Genomic DNA, 17,738 nt, shown 5'->3' on the forward strand with positions numbered 1-17,738 from the left:
CCCACGGAATCAGAATCATGGCTGACATCAAGACGTTCTACCTGCCCGACCTCGGCGAAGGCCTGCCCGACGCAACCATCGTCGAGTGGCACGTGAAGGAAGGCGACTACATCAAGCTCGATGCACCGCTGTGCTCGATGGAAACCGCCAAGGCGGTGGTCGATGTGCCCTCGCCCTATACCGGCACGGTGAAGAAGCTTTACGGCGCCCCGGGCGACATCATCGAGACCGGCGCCGCCCTGGCCGATTTCGAGCCCGATCCGAACGCCAAGCAGCGCGCCGAGGCCGAAGCCACCGGCCATCACCACGGCCCCAAGAAGGGCGCCGGCGCAGCCACTCCGGACGCCCACAAGGTGGTCGCTTCCGATGAAGGCGGCGAGATCGAAAGCAACGGCACGGCCGATCGTGAAGATGAAGGCACCGTGGTCGGCGCGATGATCTCCGGCAGCCATGTGCACGTGGAGCAGGCCAGCAGCGTCGGCGGCGTGAAGGCCGTGCCGGCGGTGCGTGCGCTCGCCAAGAAGCTCAAGGTCGACCTGACCCGCGTGCGCCCGACCGGCGCCGATGGCGTCGTCACCATGCAGGACGTGAAGAACGCCGCCGCCAACGGCAGCGCCGCGCTGGGCGCCGCCCCGGCACGCGCCGCCGTACCGGCTTCCGCCGGTCGCCACCTCGCGCCCCAGCTGCCGGAACCCGAGCCGGCCCGCACGGCCACTTCGCTCGCCGGCAAGCCGGTGCGCACGGCCCCGCCGAGCGTGCAGGCCAGTGGCCAGCCGGAACAGCTGAAGGGTGTCCGCCGCAACATGGCGCGCGTGATGGCCGAGGCCCACGCCAACGTGGTGCCCACCACGCTGGTCGATGACGCCGACCTGCACGCCTGGATCGGCAAGCAGGACATCACCGCCCGCCTGATCCGTTCCATCGTCGTGGCATGCAAGACCGTGCCGGCGCTCAACGCCTGGTTCGACGGCAAGAACCTCACCCGCACGCTGCACCCGCACGTGGACATCGGCATCGCCGTGGACACCGAGGAAGGCCTGTTCGTGCCGGCCCTGCGCAACGCCGACGTGCTCGACGGCGCCGGCATCCGCGCCGCGATCAAGCGCCTGCGTACGTCGGTGGAAGATCGTTCCATCCCGGCGTCGGAGCTTTCGGGCTACACCATCAGCCTGTCCAACTTCGGCATGTTCGCCGGTCGCTACGCCACGCCGGTCGTCGTGCCGCCGTGCGTGGCCATCATCGGCGCCGGTAAGCTGAGCCACGACGTGGTGGCGGTGATGGGCGGCATCGAAGTGCATCGCCGCATGCCGATCTCGCTCACCTTCGACCATCGCGCCGCCACCGGCGGTGAAGCCGCGCGCTTCCTCAAGGCGCTGCTGGACGACCTGTCGCTGCCGAACTGAGGTTCGACGTTGCACGAAGAGCCCCGGCCAGTCCGGGGCTTTTTTTGTGCGTCGCCTTCGCTCAGTAATGCGCGACGAAATACGCCGTCGTGTGATCCAGCGCCTGGCGCCAGCGTTGCTCGAGCGCGAAGTCGTATTCGGGATCGTGTTCGGCAATGGCGCGCAGCAGGCTGTCTGACCAATAGGGATAGAGCGTGGGCGACACCGGCGCCCTGCCTTGTCGGCTGTGCACCTTGGCCATCTCGATCATGGTGCGCCTTGTGAGCGTGCTGCCGCCGGCAAAGGCGATGGCCGAGCTGATGCCACGCCGCAGCGCGAGGTACTGCGCGCTGAAGTCGGTGTGCCGGAACATGGCGGGGATGTCCGCATGGCTCGCCATGAAAATCTCGTAGAAGCGGGCAATGAAGCCGCCGTGGCGCAGACAGCGTCCATAGCTGGTCTGCAGATCATCGAAGGTGTCTTGCATGCTTGTTCCGTACCCGGACGTCATCGTCCTTCCGGCGCTGCAAGCTACACCCACGCGCGCTCGCCCTCTTGAGGCACATGGTCGCGAGATGACGATCAGGCGCATCGCGGATGCACTGTGTTCGTGCGGGCCTGCCCCGCCAGGCAGGATGCTCACATCCAACGTCATCGATCCGTGGGCACACGCCGGGCCCGATCCACTGTCTGGCGTCGAGTCGGGCACGCGGTTTGACAGCCCGTCGACCCGCCAGCCGCTATACGGTGTGCCATGGCGCTTCGATGGGAGCCTTCCATGCACCACAGTCGCTTGTGCACCCTCGTGATCGACTGCAACGTCGAGGACCTCGGTGAGTCGGCCACGTTCTGGAGCCATGCGCTCGGCAAGGCGATCGTGACGCTGGACCAGGATGGTGACGGGCGCTACGCCGAGCTGGCCACTGCGGAAGATGAGCCGATCATCCTGCTGCAGCGGGTGGCGCATGAATCGCGGGTGCACCTGGACATCGAAACCGATGACCTTCAGGCGGAGGTGGCGCGGCTGGAGAAGCTTGGCGCCACGCCGGTGGCCTGCGTGCGCGACCGCTGGTGGGTGATGCAGGCGCCGAGCGGACATCGATTCTGCGTGGTGCAACCGCAGCGCGACCGCTTCGGGCCCCACCTCAATCTCTGGGATTGACGGCCCACGCCGTCACAGGCGCCGCCATGCCCCAACCGCTGCTGCAGCGCCTGATACCGGGACTGGCGGAACTGCTGCGCTATCAGCGCGGTTGGCTGCGCACCGATCTGCAGGCAGGGCTGTCGGTGGCGGCGGTGGCGCTGCCGATCAACATCGCCTACGCGCAACTGGCCGGCTTCAGCCCGCTGATCGGCCTGTACAGCGCGGTGCTGCCGATGATCGTCTACGCGTTGTTCGGCTCGTCGCGCCAGATGATCGTCGGACCCGACGCCGCGACCTGCGCGATGCTCGGCGCCACCCTGATGCCGCTGGCGGCGCCCGGCAGCGATGAATATCAGGGCTATGCGATGGCGCTGACCCTGATGACCGGCGTGATGAGCGTGGTCGCCAGCCGCTTCCACCTCGGCTTCCTGGCGGATTTCCTCTCGCGACCGATCCTGATCGGCTTGCTCAACGGCGTCGCCGTGACGATCCTGGTCAGCCAGTCCGGCAAGGCGCTGGGCATCACCCTCGGCGGCGGCGACACCATCTCGCAGGTGCACTCGCTGCTGGCCCAGCTGGCGCACATCCACTGGCCCACGGCCCTGCTGTCGGCTGGAACGCTGGTCGCGTTTCTTGGTCTCAGGCTGGCCTGGCCACGCGGACCCGCCGCGTTGATTGCGCTGGCCGGCGCCGGCCTTGCGTCCTGGATGTTCCGTCTCGCCGCCAGGGGCGTGGACATGGTGGGCGCCCTGCCCTCCGGCCTGCCGCCGTGGGTCGCGCCATCGTTGCCGCACGCCTTGCTCGGGACGCTGGTTCCGGCAGCCGGGGCGCTCACCCTGATCACGTTCAGCAGCGGCATGTTCACCAGCCGCGCCTTCGCCGCCAGGAACGGCTACCACGTCGACGGCGACCAGGAGTTCTTCGCGCTCGGCCTTTCGCACCTGGCCAGCGCCGCCTGCCAGGGCTTTCCCGTCAGCGGCTCCAGCTCACGCACGGCGGTCAACGAAACCTCCGGTGGCAAGAGCCGACTGGTGTCGATCGTGGCCGCCCTGGTCATCCTGCTGGTGCCGCTGTACCTCACCGGAGCGCTCGCCATGCTGCCGCACGCGGCACTGAGCACGATCCTGCTGGCCACCGCGGCCGGCCTGATCGATCTGGGTGGGCTGCGCGAACTGCGCCGCTTCAGCCGCGGCGAGCACCTGATCGCGCTGATGACCGTGGCCGGCGTGGTGCTCTTCGGCGTGATGTCCGGCATCCTGCTGGCGGTGACGATCGCGCTGCTGCGCTTCCTGTCGCAGGTGACTCGCCCCACCGAGCAGCTGTTTGGCCTGATCGATGGTCAGGATGGTTTCTACGAGCTGGCGCACTACCCGCAGGCACGCGCCATTTCCGGCCTGCTGATCTACCGCTTCGAATCGCCGCTGACCTTTTTCAATGCGGACTACTTCCGCCGGCGCATCCAGCATCTGTGTCGCCAGGAACAGCCGCGCTGGGTGGTGGTCGACGCCATCTCAATGACCAAGAACGACATCACCGGGCTGCATGCCATCGATGAATTGCAGCGCGCGTTGCAGCCGCAGGGCATCCAGTTGGTCATCGCGGGCCGCACCCAGGAGTTGGTCACGCGGATGACCCGGGCAGGGCTGCCACCGGCACGCACCGGCATCCTGTACTACCCATCGCGGCAGGCGGCGCTGGTCGCCTACCGCGAGCGATTCGGGGAAGGGTCGGAGTCTCGTGCGGCCACCACCGACGAGACCTCCCCACATGGCTAGGAATCCCGCTCAGTAGTCGCGGATATCCAGCGCGACGAACCCACGCACGTTGTAGCCCTTCACGGCAGAGGGCCACTCCAGCGCCGCCAGCAGGCGGTCGCCGGCCGGCCACGGCGCGTTGTCCAGCAGGGCTTCCGCACTGACCTGGCCGTCCTCGTCGCGGCGGTAGAACAGGCGCACCCAATGCAGTTCCGCGCTCAGCGCTTCGCTCTGCAGCGCATCCCGCAGGCTCGCCAGCAGGCCGGCCGGCGCCTCGACGCTCTCGTGGCTGGACTGCACCGGGCCGACGAACACGTCCCAGGTGCGCACGCCCAGGTCCCAACTCTCCAGGTGCATCCGGCGATCGTCGGTGACGTACCAGCAGGCCGCCAGCAGCACGTGGAACACGCTGCGCTCGAAGGCCTCCAGCGCCTGGCGGCACCCGGAGTCGCCGCCACCGGCGCCAGCGAAGCTCTCTTCGATATGGCGCTCTTCACTGAGCACGATATCGACGTCCAGACGTCCAGGCTGGCCATCGGCGCCGTCGTACCAGCTGGCGCGCACGGCCGGAAAGTCGCCGTCGGTCATCAGCCATTCCTCGTCGGGCTCAAGCTCGACGTCGTGGCGCTCAAACAGGCGAAGGAGGTAACTCTGCAGTGCGGTGTCTTGCATCTCTGGGCCCTACCCGATCAACGTGCGTGGGAACGCCATACCAGCTGGCGCACGATCATGGCCAGCACCAATACCAACACGCAGGCCCCATAGCCGCACAGCGCCGGCAGCACCTGCTGCCAGATCGCCCCGCTCTGCGGCCCGTACTGGCCGACGGCAGGTACGCTGGCGGTATCGAAGGCTGCGTTCGCGCACTGCACGGCGCCGAATGCCGCCAGCAGCAGCGCCGCGATGTCGAAGGCGCGCCGCGTGGGTGTGCGCAGCAGGTTCTTGGGATAGGACCAATACGCCCAGGCGAGGATCAGCAGCCAGGGCAGCAGCAACACGATGGCGAGATATCGCATGTCCGTTCACTCCGCTCGCGGCGCCGCGCTCATTCCTGGGCGGCCAACTGGTCCAATGCACCGCGCAAGCGGGTCAACGCTTCGTCGCGCGCCTGCTCGCCGGTGTAGGTGGGCGTAACCGCGACGTGCTCGCCGTCCAGCTCCAGCGCCATCGAGAGCGCCTGCACCTGCAGCACCGCGGCGGCGCCCAGCTCCTTGATGCGCTTCTGCAGCGAGCCGGCCGCCTTGGGATCGGCGAACGACTTGGAGAGCAGCAGCTCTTCGCCATCAGCGCTGAACAGGCGGAAGCGGAAGCTGCCATCGGTATCACGGAAACTCGCAAAGCGCGGCGCCTTGCCCCCCTTCGGCGCCGCCTTGGCGGCGGCCTGCGGCGCGATCGCCACGCCCGAGCGCAGGCCGATCGCGTCACGCAGCTCAGCCACCTTGGGCGCGGCGATGGCGCGGGCCTTCTTGGCGCCTTCCTGCAGGATTTCCTCGATCACTGCGGGACGCGCCATCAAGGCATCGTAGCTTTCGCGCATCGGCGCCACGTCCACTTCGATGCGCTCGAACAGGACCTGCTTGGCCTCGCCCCAGCCGATGCCGTCGACCAGCGCCTGGCGGAACGCCACCGATTCGGCCTCGCTGGCGAACGCGCGGAAAATGGTGAACAGCGAGGAGCTGTCCGGATCCTTGGCCTCGCCGGGCAGGCGCGAGTCGGTGACGATGCGCATGATCGACTCGCGCAGGTGCTTCTGCCCGCCGGCGAACAACGGAATGGTGTTGTCGTAACTCTTGGACATCTTGCGACCATCCAGGCCCGGCAACGTCGCCACCTGTTCCTCGATCACCACCTCCGGCAGCACGAAGAACTCGCGGCCGTAGATGTGGTTGAAGCGCTGCGCGATGTCGCGCGCCATCTCGATGTGCTGGATCTGGTCGCGGCCCACCGGCACCTTGTTCGCGTTGAAGGCGAGGATGTCCGCGGCCATCAGCACGGGATACATGTACAGGCCCGCGGTGATGCCGGCATCCGGGTCCTCGCCCGCTTCGGTGTTCTTGTCCACCGAGGCCTTGTAGGCGTGCGCGCGGTTGAGCAGACCCTTCGCGGTGACGCAGGTGAGGAACCAGGTCAGCTCCGGAATCTCGGGGATGTCCGACTGCCGGTAGAAGGTCACCTTCTGCGGATCGAGACCGGCGGCCAGCCAGGTCGCCGCGATTTCCAGACGCGAGCGCTCGATGCGCTCCGGGTTGTCGCTCTTGATCAGCGCGTGGTAGTCAGCCATGAAGTAGAACGCGTCGACATCGTCACGCCAGCTCGCCGCCACCGCCGGGCGGATCGCGCCGACGTAGTTACCCAGATGCGGGGTGCCAGTGGTGGTGATGCCAGTGAGTACGCGGGTCTTCATGGTTTCTCGTTCTTGGAAGCTTGAAAAAAAGGGAGTGTCAGCGGATCAGGGTGGATTTGCCAAACAGCGATTCGACCAGATCCACCGCCAGCCGCGCCGTCTGGTTCTTCTTGTCGAACGCGGGATTGAGTTCGACGATGTCGATCGAGCCGATGCGGCCGGTGTCGGCGATCATCTCCATGCACAGCTGTGCTTCGCGGTAATTGGGGCCGCCACGCACCGTGGTGCCCACGCCCGGCGCAATGGTCGGATCGAGGAAGTCCACGTCGAAGCTGATGTGCAGGTGCGTGTTCTCATCCACGCCGGCCAGCGCCTCTTCCATCGTGCGCTTCATGCCCACCTCGTCGATGTGGCGCATGTCGAAGATGCTCACCTGCGATTCGCGCACCAGCCGCTTTTCGGCCTCGTCCACCGAGCGAATGCCGACCTGGCGGAACACGTCCGGCGTGGTGGCGGGCACGTGGCCGCCCACTTCCACTAGTTCCTTCGGGCCCTTTCCGCACAGGCACGCGACAGGCATGCCGTGGATGTTGCCGGAGGGCGTGACCTCGGCGGTGTTGAAGTCGGCGTGTGCGTCCAGCCAGAGCACGCGCAGCTGCTTGCGCTGCTCGCGGCAGTAGCGCGCCACGGCGCTGATCGAACCGATCGCCAGGCTGTGGTCGCCACCAAGCATGATCGGCAAGCGCCCCAGCGCCAGCTCGGCGTGCACGGCCTCATGCACCGCCTCGTTCCAGGCCCGCACTTCTGGCAGGTGCCGATAACCGTCCTGCGGCGGCAGCCAGGGATTGAGCGGCCCTTGCAGATTGCCACGATCGACTACGTCCAGGCCGCGCTTGGCCAGCCTGGCGCTGAGGTTCGCCACGCGCAGGGCTTCGGGCCCCATCGAGGCGCCGCGATGGCCGGCGCCGATATCAGTGGGAACGCCAATCAGGGAAATTGACTTGTTGACCATGAAAACCCGTCAGTGAGATTGACCTGCGGCAGCCACGCCGTCGTGCACCAGCGGAAGATGCTGGTCACGCCAGGCATTGAGGCTGCCATCGAGCACGCGTGCATGGCTGTAGCCCATCGACTGCAGCGTTTCCAGCGCCCGGGCCGCGCGCCGCCCAGACACGCAGTACACCACGATCTCGCGGTCGTGCGGCACGCCAAGCGCGCCCGCGCGGCTGCCCAGCTCTTCCACGGGGATGTTGAGCGCACCGGCAATGTGATCGGCGCGGTATTCGTCGGTGTGGCGTACATCGAGCAGCAGCGGCGCCTGTCCGGCTTGCTGGCGCTCCACCAGCTGCGTGGGGCTCAACGGCGCATCCGCCGCGATAGCCATGCCCACGCCGGCCAGCATCAGGAGAACGGCCAGAAGGCCCCCGTGCCTGCCGGATTTCCTCGTAGCGGTGCGGCAGCCAGAACCCATAATGCGCATCAACGTCTTGATTAATATGCCTTTAATTGCCACAACAGCGCGCCATCGCCCGCCATGGTCATCCGTGCGGGCCGCCTGGTGCGGCTCACTGCTCTTCAGCCCCGGCATTCTACCCGTGCCGGATGGCAATTCGGCCTGGGCATCGGTCTCACTTCGGCGCCCATGCCTGAAGGGCAGGCGACAGATTCCGGGTGTCGTGGCTTGCCGGGGGGCGGCTGCAAAAAGCCCGCGCAACTGGCAGTCTGGGGACAAGGCGTCGGAACACTCACTTTCGTACAGGGGCGAAACGTGGCGGATTTCTCCATCAGCAGAGCCATCGGCTCGGGCTTTGACCTTATCGTGCGCCGACCGGGGTCGGTCCTCGCATGGAGCGCAGCCTACCTGCTCATCGCGCTCGTCCCGGTGGCATGCGTATTTGGCTACATGTTCTCCGAGCTGCCATCGCTGTTCGCGGGCATCAGGCACCTCGACCCCCAAGGCGGACCGCCACCCGACTTCTTTCGGCTGCAGAGCCGGATGATGATGGCCAACCCCATCATGTTCGTCACCGGCCTGGCTGGCCGCGCACTGCTGGTGGGCGCCATCTACCGCAGCATCCTTGAACCCGACAACCGCCGCTTCTTTGCGCTGCGACTCGGCACGCAGGAGCTTTGGCTGGCGCTGTCGCTATTCGTCTATGGCGTGATGATGATGTTCGCCATCTTCGGGGTGATGCTCGGCGGCGGCGCGCTGGGCGGCCTGGTCTGGCTCCTCACGGGCCTGATACCGGACCCGACAGCGACCACCATCACCCGTGTCGTGCTGATCGCTGGCGTCGTGGTTGCAGCCATGGGCGCGTGGATCTGGGTAGCGGTTCGCCTCTCCCTCGGACCGGTCATGACGTTTGTCGACAGGGAGTTCCGGCTGTTCGAATCCTGGACTTTCACCAGGGACCATGCCTGGAAACTGGCCGGTTTGATGGTCGTGCTGGCGATCATCGCCTTCGGCATCGGCTTGACCCTTGAAGGCGTCATTCTCGCGATCATTTATTCGCAACTTGGCGGCTTCGATCCGCCCCACCTGCATGCTCTGTTCCACGATGGGCAGTTGCCCCACATCGGGCCGCTGCTGTCCGTGCTGGGCCCTGTGATGGTTCTGGTCGCCGCGCTGGTGGGGCCGATGCTCACCATCCTCGTGGCGCCGCTCGCGTCTGCGTATCGCGACCTGCGCAACGCCTGAGGTCTGGCGTCAGCTCCTGCTTCAGTCAGCGGGAGCGGTTGCGCAGGCCCGGGGCCATGCGCAACAGCGTGTCATCACGTTGCACAAAGTGGTGATAGAGCGCCGCCGCGACGTGCGCGATGGCCAACCACATCAGCACGTTTCCACAGGTCTCGTGCACTTCCTTCAGTTGATGCGCGAGGGTGGAATCGGGCGTTGTCATGGTCGGCAAGGCAAGGCCCAACAGGTTCCAGGGCTTGCCCGAGACAAACATCATCGACACGCCCAGCACCGGAATGCCGACGGTCAGCAGCAGCAAGGCCGCATGGACCAGCTTGCTCAGCACCATCTGCCATGGCGGTGACGGCGGCGTTATCGGCGGCGTCGCGGCTCGAAGGCGAACCAGCACCCGAGGCGCCATCAACACCAGCACCGCGATACCAAACTGGATATGTCCCCACTGCACCGCGCGCCGCGTCGCCGAACCTCGCGGAAACCAGCCCTTGAGCTCGATCAGCAGCAACGCGATGCCGACGCACAGGGCGATGATCCAGTGGAGGCGTCGCATCCACGGTGAGTAAGTGGCGCTGGACATGTCCATTCCTGTAGTGACGTGAGAGGGCGTCGCGGCGCCAACCATGAGTCCGCGCAGGGCCGCGCCCCGGATCATTAGGGTCGGACAAATCCGCTTTGCGTTTGCTTAGCGGATGGTTCGGATCATGCACGTGCGTCAATGCGGACCGCTTGCGGCGGAATCGTGCCGTTCATTACCGACTCCACGTCGGCCGCGCTGCCATTTCACTCAACCAGCCACGTCAACCGACCGGCTGGAGCGCCGCCGTTTTGGTGCTTGTGCTCGTCAGCATCGGCAGGATGCTGGCCTGCAATCGTCGACTCGCACCGCTGGATGCGGCGCTACACAAAGTATGCCGGGCCAATCGCGGAAGAAGCCCGGTGTTTGGACGGCCATCTTGGGTAAGGCGAATCGAGTAGCCTCGTTGCGATTGACTTAGTTCACACGAAGACAGCGCAACTTTGGGCGAGCTGATCTTGTCGCCCCCTCAGGAACTCGAGCCAAGCATTAGCCCGACTGCTCGTGACGGCGCCCTGGCGTCTTCCGCGAATATCTCGACGCATGAGTTCGAGAGTGCGCATCGGGAACTCATCACTCGACCGGCTGCGGATGAACGTCTCAAATTGAGATCAAACGGGACGCCGAAGAAACCTGCCGGAGGCGCCCAAGTCTTCAGTCATCCCATACTCGGCGCTGCTCCACGCTGCAGCGTCGGCAGATCCTCACGCCTGGCTGAGGTTTATCCCATTGATGCTTACGGAGCCAACAGACAAGACGTAGAAATGGGGCCATGACATCCCTGCTGAATCGCGGCAATGACGTTGATCCTATGGATCACACAATGTGACCTCCATCACGCTTTCTCACATCGCCTCTCATGCGGCATCCGTTGCGCCGCCCGGGTTCGTTTGCTGGCGACCACGCGACATGGTCAGCCAATTGGCAGCGTCATCCAGCAGGAGCCTGGCGGCGTAGCTCGATACGATCGCGGCTGCATGGCCAGGGAACAAAGCAGATGTCTTGGCGGCGCCATGACGACCTTACATGCGGCCCGCGAGCACGGCTCCCGGGTCCATGAGCACAAGCACGTGCCCCATGTAGATTTCGATGGCAGGGCCGCCAAGCGGCGCGGATGTAGGTCGATTTTTCCGGTTGGCCAAAAGAAAAACGCCTGGATTGCCCAGGCGCTAGCTCCAATGGTTTGCCTCCAGGCTTGGCGCCTGGAATCAAAGGATTCGGAAGATCGTTTGGTGCCGGCAGCAGGAGTCGAACCCGCGACCTACTGATTACAAATCAGTTGCTCTACCAACTGAGCTATACCGGCGAAGGAGACGAAGTCTAGCAGGCTCGCCCGGGCCAAGGCCAAAGGCGGCGGCTCAGAAGCAGCCGGTGCTGTGGGAACCGACCCCGTGCACGCGGCTGCGCCAGTCGCTGTGGCCGTTATCCGCCATCACTACGTCCAGCCAGTATTCGGGCACGCTCTCGGTGCGCTCGGCCATCTGTGCCGGGAAGCCGGCGGCCACGACCTGGTCGCGACGGCGGCGCGCATTGGCCGGGTCCTTGAACAGGCCCAGCGAGATCGTGTTGGACTGGTCGCCGGTGCTCACGATGAAGTATTCGCCCACGTTGGCCGCGGCGAGGCGACGCCCCAGTTCAAGCGCCTTGTCGCGGCTGCCGCCGCCCGGGAGGTAGACCCACCATCCGGTGGTCTGGGTGGTCTGTTCCTGGCGCGAGCGCATGCGCGCCGTCTGGCTGCTCAGCGCGCTGCGCGCAGTGCGCAGATCGATCGGCGTGGCGAACGGGCCCAGCGCCATGCAGGTGTAGGTGGTCGGGCGCGGAGGCGTCGGGGCCGGAGGCGGTTCCACAGGCGCCGGCGTGGCGGGCGTCGATGAAGTCGAAGCAACGGTGGACGCCGAGGCCGGAGCTGCTGCGGTAGCTGCGGCCGCAACGCTGGTCGTGGCGCTGCCTGCCGGCGCCACGCTGGCAAGCGGCGCCGGCCGCTCCGACAGCAGTTTCAAGGTGGGCACGCCCGGGTCGGTGGCGCTGCGCCCGTGCACGTCGTCCTGCCCCAGCAGCAGCCAGGCGCCCACCGCGATGTTGAGGGCAATCAGCAGGACGAACAGCAGGCGCAGGAACATCGTTGATCCGACTGGCAAACGGCGGGAACCGGCATTCTAGAGAGCCGGCACAAAGGGTGAGTGTGCATCGGACCACACGGCGAGTCCGCGCAGCACGCTGTCGGGGCTGAGCGTGGTGGGCATCGACAGCAGCGGCTGCAACGCCTCGGCATCGCCGCCGCCCAGCACCAGCTGCGGCGCGCCGCCGAGCTCGGGCGACATGTGCGCGACGAAGCGTTCGATCAGCGCCGCCGCCGCTTGCCAGCAGCCGGAGGCCACCGCATCGGGCGTGTTGTCGGCCACCTCGAGCACCTCGCCCGGGCGATCGACCAGCACGCGCGCGGTGGCGCCCAGGAGGGCCTGCTGCATCAGTTGCGGTCCCGGCGCAATCAGGCCGCCGAGATGGCGACCTTCGGCCGTGAGCGCATCCAGCGTCAGCGCCGTACCGGCGCCCGCAAGTACGCAGGGCGCCAGACCTTCGGCATGCGCGGCCACCATCGCAAGAAAGCGGTCCACGCCCAGTCGCGCAGGCTCGGGATAGGCATTGATGACCCCGCAAGCCATCGATGGCGTGCGCAGCCACTCAAGAGTGCGCGAAAAGCACGCCGCGACAACGGCGGCCACCTGCGCTTCGCGGGCGCCATCGACCACCGAGGCGCCGAACACGTCCCGCGGCGCGTCGAATCCGCGCCAGGCCTCATGCAGGGACAGCGCGACGTCCTCGTTCCAGCCGACAGCGCCCTGCGCATGCCAGCCGTCGCTGTCGCGCAAGGCCCACTTGAGGCGAGTATTGCCGAGATCGAGCAGCAACCTCATGCGCGGCGCACCGTGACGTCGGCGCTGTCCACTGCACGCAGGCCCTCCCGGGTCTGCAGCAGCAACGCGCCGCGCGCATCCACGCCGGCCCCGACGCCATCAACCTCACCCAGAGCTCCCTGCAGACGCAGCGGCTTGCCGCGCAGCAGGTCGTACTGCGCGTATTCCTCGGCGAAGGGGGTGAACCCCTCGCGCTCGAACTGCTCCAGCCCTTCAACCAGTGCGCTGATCAGCGCGGCGGCCACACGGTTGCGGTCGGGCGCCACGCCACCGGCCAGACTGGCCAAATCATGGATGGGTTGCCCGGCCTGTTCATGCAGGCTAGCGGTCAGGCGGACATTGATGCCTACGCCGATGATGGCGGCGCACGGCCCCTGATACTCCCCGGCCAGCTCCACCAGGATGCCCGCCAACTTGCCCTGCCCGCTCAGCACGTCGTTGGGCCACTTCAGGCCCGCGCCATGCAGGCCCAGGGAAGCCAGTGCGCGCATCACGATCACGCCCACGGCGAGCGACAGGCCGGAAAGCGTCGCAAAGCCGCCGTCGAAGCGCTTGAGGCAGGACAGATAGATGTTCAGCCCCGGCGGAGACAGCCAGCTGCGCCCGCGCCGACCGCGTCCGGCGGACTGGGTCTCGGCGAGGATCAAGGTGAGGTCAGGCAAATCTGCGGCGCGGCGCTGGATCTCACTGGACGTTGAGTCCAGCTCCCAGTGCAGTTCCAGTTTGCCCAAGCGCTTGCGCAGCGACGCTGGCAGCGCCGCGCGCAGGGCAGTGTCGGACAGCAACTGGATCGGCCAGGGCAACTGATACCCGGCTGTGCCGCGCGACTCCACCGGCACGCCGCGGGCGCGCAACGCTTCGATCTGTTTCCAGATGGCGGCCCGGGTTACTCCCGCACGCTCGGCCAAGGCCGCGCCCGACACCGTTTGGCCATCCGCCAGCACGTTCAGCAGCTCCTGCGCCTGCATCAGCGCACGCCGAGACAGGCGCGGCGTCCGCGGCCAACGATCGAAAGTTCGGACGAGGAGAGGAAGAGAGGCATCCGGCAATTCTAGCCTGCCGGCGCCACGCTCACATCGGACGCGAGACTTTGCCATCCCATGACTTCTGGGACTCGCCTTGGGGCCGCAGCTACCTGCGATGGCACTGGTATCGGCCCTCCGTTTCTGCCAGCATCCAACGCTTGATTTGCGGATCAAGGGGTTGAGCCGCCATGGGCTTCGGAAAGATCTTGATTGTTGGTGTTCTGTGCGTCGGCGGCGTAGGTGCTGCATCGGCCATGGACGCGGACGGCCAGGATCTGGGCTCCATGCAGCGCAACCTGGACGGCAACATGGGCAGCCACGAGGGCGCCGGCAACAGCAGTTCCGGTGGCGACGCCCTGGGTGTCTCGCGCGAAAGCAACACGCAGCCGGGCTCCTCTTCGTCCTCCAGCAACGACAACTGCCCCAGCGCGGCCCCGGCCCCGTCGGCCCGCAATCGCCGCGCCAACCTCGGCTGGCAATCGCTGCTGCCCGGGTCCATCCAGTAACCGGCCGTGCCGGCGTCCTGGTGGCGGCGCTTCAGCGCCTACCTGACTCCTCCTCCCCTCGCCGACGCTCCCTGGCAACAGGCGTTGTCTGACTGCGCCCTGGCGCGACGCCTCGAGTCGGCGCGTCAGGACGAGCTGCGCCGCCTCGTGGCCGTGTTCCTCGCCAGAAAGCGCTTTCATGCGCTGGCCGGCGCCGAACTTACCGACGCCATGCGCGTGGTGATCGCCATGCAGGCCTGCATCCCGGCGCTGCAGCAAGGCCCCAAGGCGCTGCGCGGCTGGCGCAATGTGCTGATCTATCCGGGCGAATTCAAAGTGCGGCGCCACTACCACGACGAACCCAGCGGCGTGGTCAGCGAGGGCGAGGAAGTTCTGATCGGTGAATCCTGGGAGCGCGGCCCGCTGGTGCTGTCGCTGGCGGACGTGCAGCTGGATCTCGAGCACCCGTGGGATGGCTTCAACGTGGTCGTGCACGAGATCGCCCACAAACTCGACATGCTCGACGGGCCGGCCGACGGCGTGCCGCCGCTGCCGCCATCGATTCCGCGACGGCAGTGGATCGTGTCCTTCCAGCGCGCCTTCGACCACCTCTCCAACGAGGTGGCGCGCGGCCGCGACACGCTGATCGATCCCTATGCAGCCGAGGGCGCCGACGAGTTTTTCGCGGTAGTGAGCGAGCTGCACTGGTCGCAGCCTGGCGTGCTGCGTCGCGCGGATGCCCAAGTGGCGGATTTGCTCGAGGCGTACTACGGGCCTTCGCCTGCACCGCGTTGAAGCACTCGCTAGCAGGAGCGCACCTTGCGCACGAAAAGCCTATGGAGCGGTGATGCCGCCGTGCGGGACGGCGCGATAACGAAATGGCATGAAGATGCCGCCGCGCCGCGGTCGCGCATGGCGTGCGCTCCCAGAGCAAGACGGCGGATTAGCTCGGCGGCAACTTCACGCTGAAGCGGGCGCCGTTGAATTCGGGGGAGCGGTCGACCACCAGCTCGCCGCCGTAGGCGCGGATGATGTCTTGCACGATCGACAGGCCGATGCCATGGCCCTGCACGCGCTCGTCGCCGCGCACGCCACGCTGCAGCACGCTATCGATCTTGTCGTCGTCGATGCCGGGGCCATCGTCTTCCACGCTCAGCCACAGGCCCGGACGCTGGCGGCCGGCGACGGGGCGCATCTTCACCACCAACAAGACCCGATGGCGCGCCCACTTGAAGGCGTTCTCGAGCAGGTTGCCCATCATCTCCAGCAGGTCGCCCTGCTCGCCGTAGAAGGAGGCGTTGTCGTCGATGTCGAATTCGCACAGCACGTTCTTGGCGGCGTAGACCTTCTCCAGGCTCTGCACCAGGTCTTCGGCATGGCCGGCAATCGGGATCGCCGTGGCCGCGAACGTCTGGCGGCCCGAGGTGGCCGCGCGCGCGAGCTGGTAAGCGACCAGTTCATCCATCTTGCGCACCTGCTCCAGCATCGGGTCGCGCTGGCCGGCCTCGTCGCGGGCGCTCTCCAGGCTGGAGCGGATCACCGCCAGCGGCGTCTTCAGGCTGTGCGCGAGATCGGCCAGCGTGTTGCGCGTGCGAACGCGCTGCTCGCGCTCGCTGTCGATGAAGGCGTTGATGCGCTCGGTGAGACCGGTGAGCTCGGCCGGGTACTGATCGCCCAGGTGGTCGCGTTCGCCACGCTCCACGCGCGACATCTCGTTGGCCACCTTGCGCAGCGGCGTCAGGCTCCAGCGCAGCAACAGCAGCTGCAGCAGGATCAGCATCACGCCCAGCGAGGCCAGCCAGAAGATCAGGCTGCGCCGGAATACCGCATTGCGTCCTTCGAGCTGGTCTTCGGTCTGCGCCACCATGAAGGTGAGATGCACCGACTTCTTCTCGGCGGTGTCGAGCGCCACGCCATAGGTGTAGTAGTACAGGCGGCCCATGCGCGTATCGACGGGACCGACGAACTGGCCTTCGCCGGGAGCGAGCGGACGCAGGAAACTGAAATCACGGCCGATCGCCGAGGGCGACTCCCACTTGAAGCCGTTGTCGCCGATGGCCACGGCATACAGGCCCGAGCCGGGCCGTGAGAAGCTCGGGTCCGGCGGCGTGTCGGGCAGCAGCACCTTGCCCGAGCGGCCCACTTCGGTGCCGGCCAGGTAGGCCACGACGAAATTCTGCAGGCGATCCTGCAGCCCCTTGAGTGCACTGTCCGAAGCGGTGCGGGTGAGCGTCAGGCCCACCACGCCCAGGAACGCCGCCAGCACGAAGCCAGTGGCCAGCGCCGCGCGCGCCGCCAGCGAAAACGGGCGGCGCGGGGGCGGAGAATCACTCGTCTTCGGCTTCGCTGCGAGGGATGGCAAAGCGGTATCCGCGTCCACGTACCGTCTCGATGGGCTTGAGGTTGCCTTCGGGGTCCAGCTTCCTGCGCAGACGGCCGATGAAGACCTCCAGCACGTTGGAATCGCGATCGAAGTCCTGCTGGTAAATGTGCTCGGTGAGGTCGGCCTTGGAGACCAGCTCACCCGCATGCAGCATCAGGTATTCGAGCACCTTGTATTCGTAGCTGGTCAGGTCGACCACCTTGCCTTCCACCGTCACCGTCTGCGCGGTGGTGTCCAGCTTGATCGGGCCACAGGCGAGCACCGGTTTGGACCAGCCGCTGGCGCGACGCACCAGCGCGTTGATGCGCGCCAGCAGCTCCTCGACGTGGAAGGGCTTGACCAGGTAGTCGTCGGCGCCGTGCTTGAGGCCTTCCACCTTGTCCTGCCAGCCGCCGCGGGCGGTGAGGATCAGGATCGGGTAGCGCTGGCCGGCTTCGCGCAACGACTTGATCAGGTCCATGCCCGACATCTTGGGCAGGCCCAGGTCGATGATCGCCAGGTCGAACGGCACCTCACGACCGAGATACATGCCTTCCTCACCATCCTGGGCTGCATCGACGGCAAAACCATCGCGCTTCAGGCGGGCGGCGAGCGTTTCGCGCAGCGGCGCCTCGTCCTCAACCAAAAGGATGCGCATCAGTGTTTCTCCTTGTTGCTTTCGCCGTCATTGGACGGGTTCTTGGTCGAATCGTTGGTAGCCGGCTTGCTGGCTTCCGTGGTTACGGTCACCACCCGCACGTGCCCCTCGGGCGTCAGCACCTTCACCCGATGCTCGAAGGAGCTGCGTCCACGACGCACGGTCGTGGCCGACAACACCTTGCCGCCCGTTTCCTGCTGCACCTGGGTCACCGCCTGCTCCAGCGACATGGCCGGCTCGGCCGACTGCGCCGCCTCGGCGGCAGCCGCCGTCGTCAGCATCAGCAGCAGGGGGGTGGCGCGCAGGAATGTTTTCATTTCGTTAAGCAAACTCGATGACCTGCGGGGCGATACGCCATCGTCGTTCAGACTATGGAATCTGGCCTGAATATTGACCGGAC

Annotated in this window: 19 protein-coding genes and 1 tRNA gene; 6 read left to right on the forward strand and 14 right to left on the reverse strand. The window is 66.6% G+C overall.

All coding sequences use genetic code 11. From position 1 onward, the window contains the following. Positions 1-17: 17 nt before the first annotated feature. Positions 18-1,403, forward strand: coding sequence for a dihydrolipoamide acetyltransferase family protein (locus DVT68_RS06820; protein ID WP_114824223.1), 1,386 nt, complete (start codon positions 18-20; stop codon positions 1,401-1,403). A 61-nt stretch (positions 1,404-1,464) separates the two neighbouring features. On the opposite strand, the gene DVT68_RS06825 is transcribed toward DVT68_RS06820, so the two are convergent. Beyond that, positions 1,465-1,869 (reverse strand): globin, encoded by a 405-nt coding sequence (locus DVT68_RS06825; RefSeq protein ID WP_114824224.1) that lies wholly within the window; start codon positions 1,867-1,869, stop codon positions 1,465-1,467. Between the two features lie 291 nt (positions 1,870-2,160). On the opposite strand from DVT68_RS06825, the gene DVT68_RS06830 reads away from it, so the two are divergent. Beyond that, positions 2,161-2,544: a VOC family protein gene (locus DVT68_RS06830; RefSeq protein ID WP_114824225.1), complete on the forward strand. Its 384-nt coding sequence runs from the start codon at positions 2,161-2,163 to the stop codon at positions 2,542-2,544. Positions 2,545-2,570: 26 nt separating this feature from the next. After that, positions 2,571-4,301 (forward strand): SulP family inorganic anion transporter, encoded by a 1,731-nt coding sequence (locus DVT68_RS06835; protein ID WP_114824226.1) that lies wholly within the window; start codon positions 2,571-2,573, stop codon positions 4,299-4,301. 9 nt (positions 4,302-4,310) lie between these two features. Here DVT68_RS06835 and DVT68_RS06840 read toward each other — a convergent pair whose 3' ends face one another. The 5 genes from DVT68_RS06840 to DVT68_RS20415 are packed head-to-tail and all read right to left on the reverse strand — an operon-like array spanning position 4,311 to position 8,008. Continuing rightward, positions 4,311-4,952 carry a DUF6348 family protein gene (locus tag DVT68_RS06840; protein WP_114824227.1) on the reverse strand — a complete coding sequence of 214 codons (642 nt, stop codon included), beginning with the start codon at positions 4,950-4,952 and terminating at the stop codon, positions 4,311-4,313. Positions 4,953-4,969: 17 nt separating this feature from the next. Next, positions 4,970-5,296: a hypothetical protein gene (locus DVT68_RS06845; RefSeq protein WP_114824228.1), complete on the reverse strand. Its 327-nt coding sequence runs from the start codon at positions 5,294-5,296 to the stop codon at positions 4,970-4,972. Positions 5,297-5,325: 29 nt separating this feature from the next. Continuing rightward, complete coding sequence (locus DVT68_RS06850) at positions 5,326-6,684, reverse strand: tryptophan--tRNA ligase (RefSeq protein ID WP_114824229.1); 1,359 nt, start codon at positions 6,682-6,684, stop codon at positions 5,326-5,328. A gap of 37 nt (positions 6,685-6,721) precedes the next feature. Then, positions 6,722-7,636 (reverse strand): arginase, encoded by a 915-nt coding sequence (gene rocF, locus DVT68_RS06855; protein ID WP_114824230.1) that lies wholly within the window; start codon positions 7,634-7,636, stop codon positions 6,722-6,724. Positions 7,637-7,645: 9 nt separating this feature from the next. After that, positions 7,646-8,008: a rhodanese-like domain-containing protein gene (locus DVT68_RS20415; RefSeq protein ID WP_158543460.1), complete on the reverse strand. Its 363-nt coding sequence runs from the start codon at positions 8,006-8,008 to the stop codon at positions 7,646-7,648. A gap of 384 nt (positions 8,009-8,392) precedes the next feature. On the opposite strand from DVT68_RS20415, the gene DVT68_RS06865 reads away from it, so the two are divergent. Next, positions 8,393-9,322 carry a hypothetical protein gene (locus tag DVT68_RS06865; protein ID WP_114824232.1) on the forward strand — a complete coding sequence of 310 codons (930 nt, stop codon included), beginning with the start codon at positions 8,393-8,395 and terminating at the stop codon, positions 9,320-9,322. Positions 9,323-9,347: 25 nt separating this feature from the next. On the opposite strand, the gene DVT68_RS06870 is transcribed toward DVT68_RS06865, so the two are convergent. The 5 genes from DVT68_RS06870 to DVT68_RS06890 form a co-directional block, all read right to left on the reverse strand. Next, positions 9,348-9,896 (reverse strand): cytochrome b, encoded by a 549-nt coding sequence (locus DVT68_RS06870; protein WP_114824233.1) that lies wholly within the window; start codon positions 9,894-9,896, stop codon positions 9,348-9,350. Between the two features lie 1,227 nt (positions 9,897-11,123). Continuing rightward, positions 11,124-11,199, reverse strand: a tRNA-Thr gene (locus tag DVT68_RS06875). A gap of 52 nt (positions 11,200-11,251) precedes the next feature. Further along, on the reverse strand, positions 11,252-12,013 hold the full coding sequence (locus tag DVT68_RS06880; protein ID WP_114824234.1) for an SPOR domain-containing protein: 762 nt from the start codon (positions 12,011-12,013) through the stop codon (positions 11,252-11,254). 36 nt (positions 12,014-12,049) lie between these two features. Further along, complete coding sequence (locus DVT68_RS06885) at positions 12,050-12,808, reverse strand: type III pantothenate kinase (RefSeq protein ID WP_114824235.1); 759 nt, start codon at positions 12,806-12,808, stop codon at positions 12,050-12,052. After that, entirely contained in the window at positions 12,805-13,776 is a 972-nt protein-coding gene (locus DVT68_RS06890) for a biotin--[acetyl-CoA-carboxylase] ligase (RefSeq protein ID WP_114824236.1), read from the reverse strand. Before DVT68_RS06890 ends, DVT68_RS06885 begins: the two co-directional genes overlap by 4 nt. Before the next feature lie 341 nt (positions 13,777-14,117). Between DVT68_RS06890 and DVT68_RS06895 the strand changes: the two genes are divergently transcribed. Both DVT68_RS06895 and DVT68_RS06900 read left to right on the forward strand, forming a co-directional pair. Continuing rightward, positions 14,118-14,339 carry a hypothetical protein gene (locus DVT68_RS06895; RefSeq protein WP_114824437.1) on the forward strand — a complete coding sequence of 74 codons (222 nt, stop codon included), beginning with the start codon at positions 14,118-14,120 and terminating at the stop codon, positions 14,337-14,339. 6 nt (positions 14,340-14,345) lie between these two features. Beyond that, complete coding sequence (locus DVT68_RS06900; RefSeq protein WP_114824237.1) at positions 14,346-15,113, forward strand: M90 family metallopeptidase; 768 nt, start codon at positions 14,346-14,348, stop codon at positions 15,111-15,113. 148 nt (positions 15,114-15,261) lie between these two features. Here DVT68_RS06900 and DVT68_RS06905 read toward each other — a convergent pair whose 3' ends face one another. The 3 genes from DVT68_RS06905 to DVT68_RS06915 are packed head-to-tail and all read right to left on the reverse strand — an operon-like array spanning position 15,262 to position 17,655. Continuing rightward, positions 15,262-16,680 (reverse strand): ATP-binding protein, encoded by a 1,419-nt coding sequence (locus DVT68_RS06905; protein WP_114824238.1) that lies wholly within the window; start codon positions 16,678-16,680, stop codon positions 15,262-15,264. Beyond that, entirely contained in the window at positions 16,646-17,338 is a 693-nt protein-coding gene (locus tag DVT68_RS06910) for a response regulator transcription factor (RefSeq protein ID WP_114824239.1), read from the reverse strand. The genes DVT68_RS06905 and DVT68_RS06910 overlap by 35 nt, the downstream gene beginning before the upstream one ends. Next, positions 17,338-17,655, reverse strand: a complete 318-nt coding sequence (locus DVT68_RS06915) for a PepSY domain-containing protein (RefSeq protein WP_114824240.1) — start codon at positions 17,653-17,655, stop codon at positions 17,338-17,340. The genes DVT68_RS06910 and DVT68_RS06915 overlap by 1 nt, the downstream gene beginning before the upstream one ends. Positions 17,656-17,738 lie beyond the last annotated feature (83 nt).

The sequence above is a fragment of the Dyella solisilvae genome (assembly GCF_003351225.1).
Taxonomy (GTDB): Bacteria; Pseudomonadota; Gammaproteobacteria; order Xanthomonadales; family Rhodanobacteraceae; genus Dyella; species Dyella solisilvae.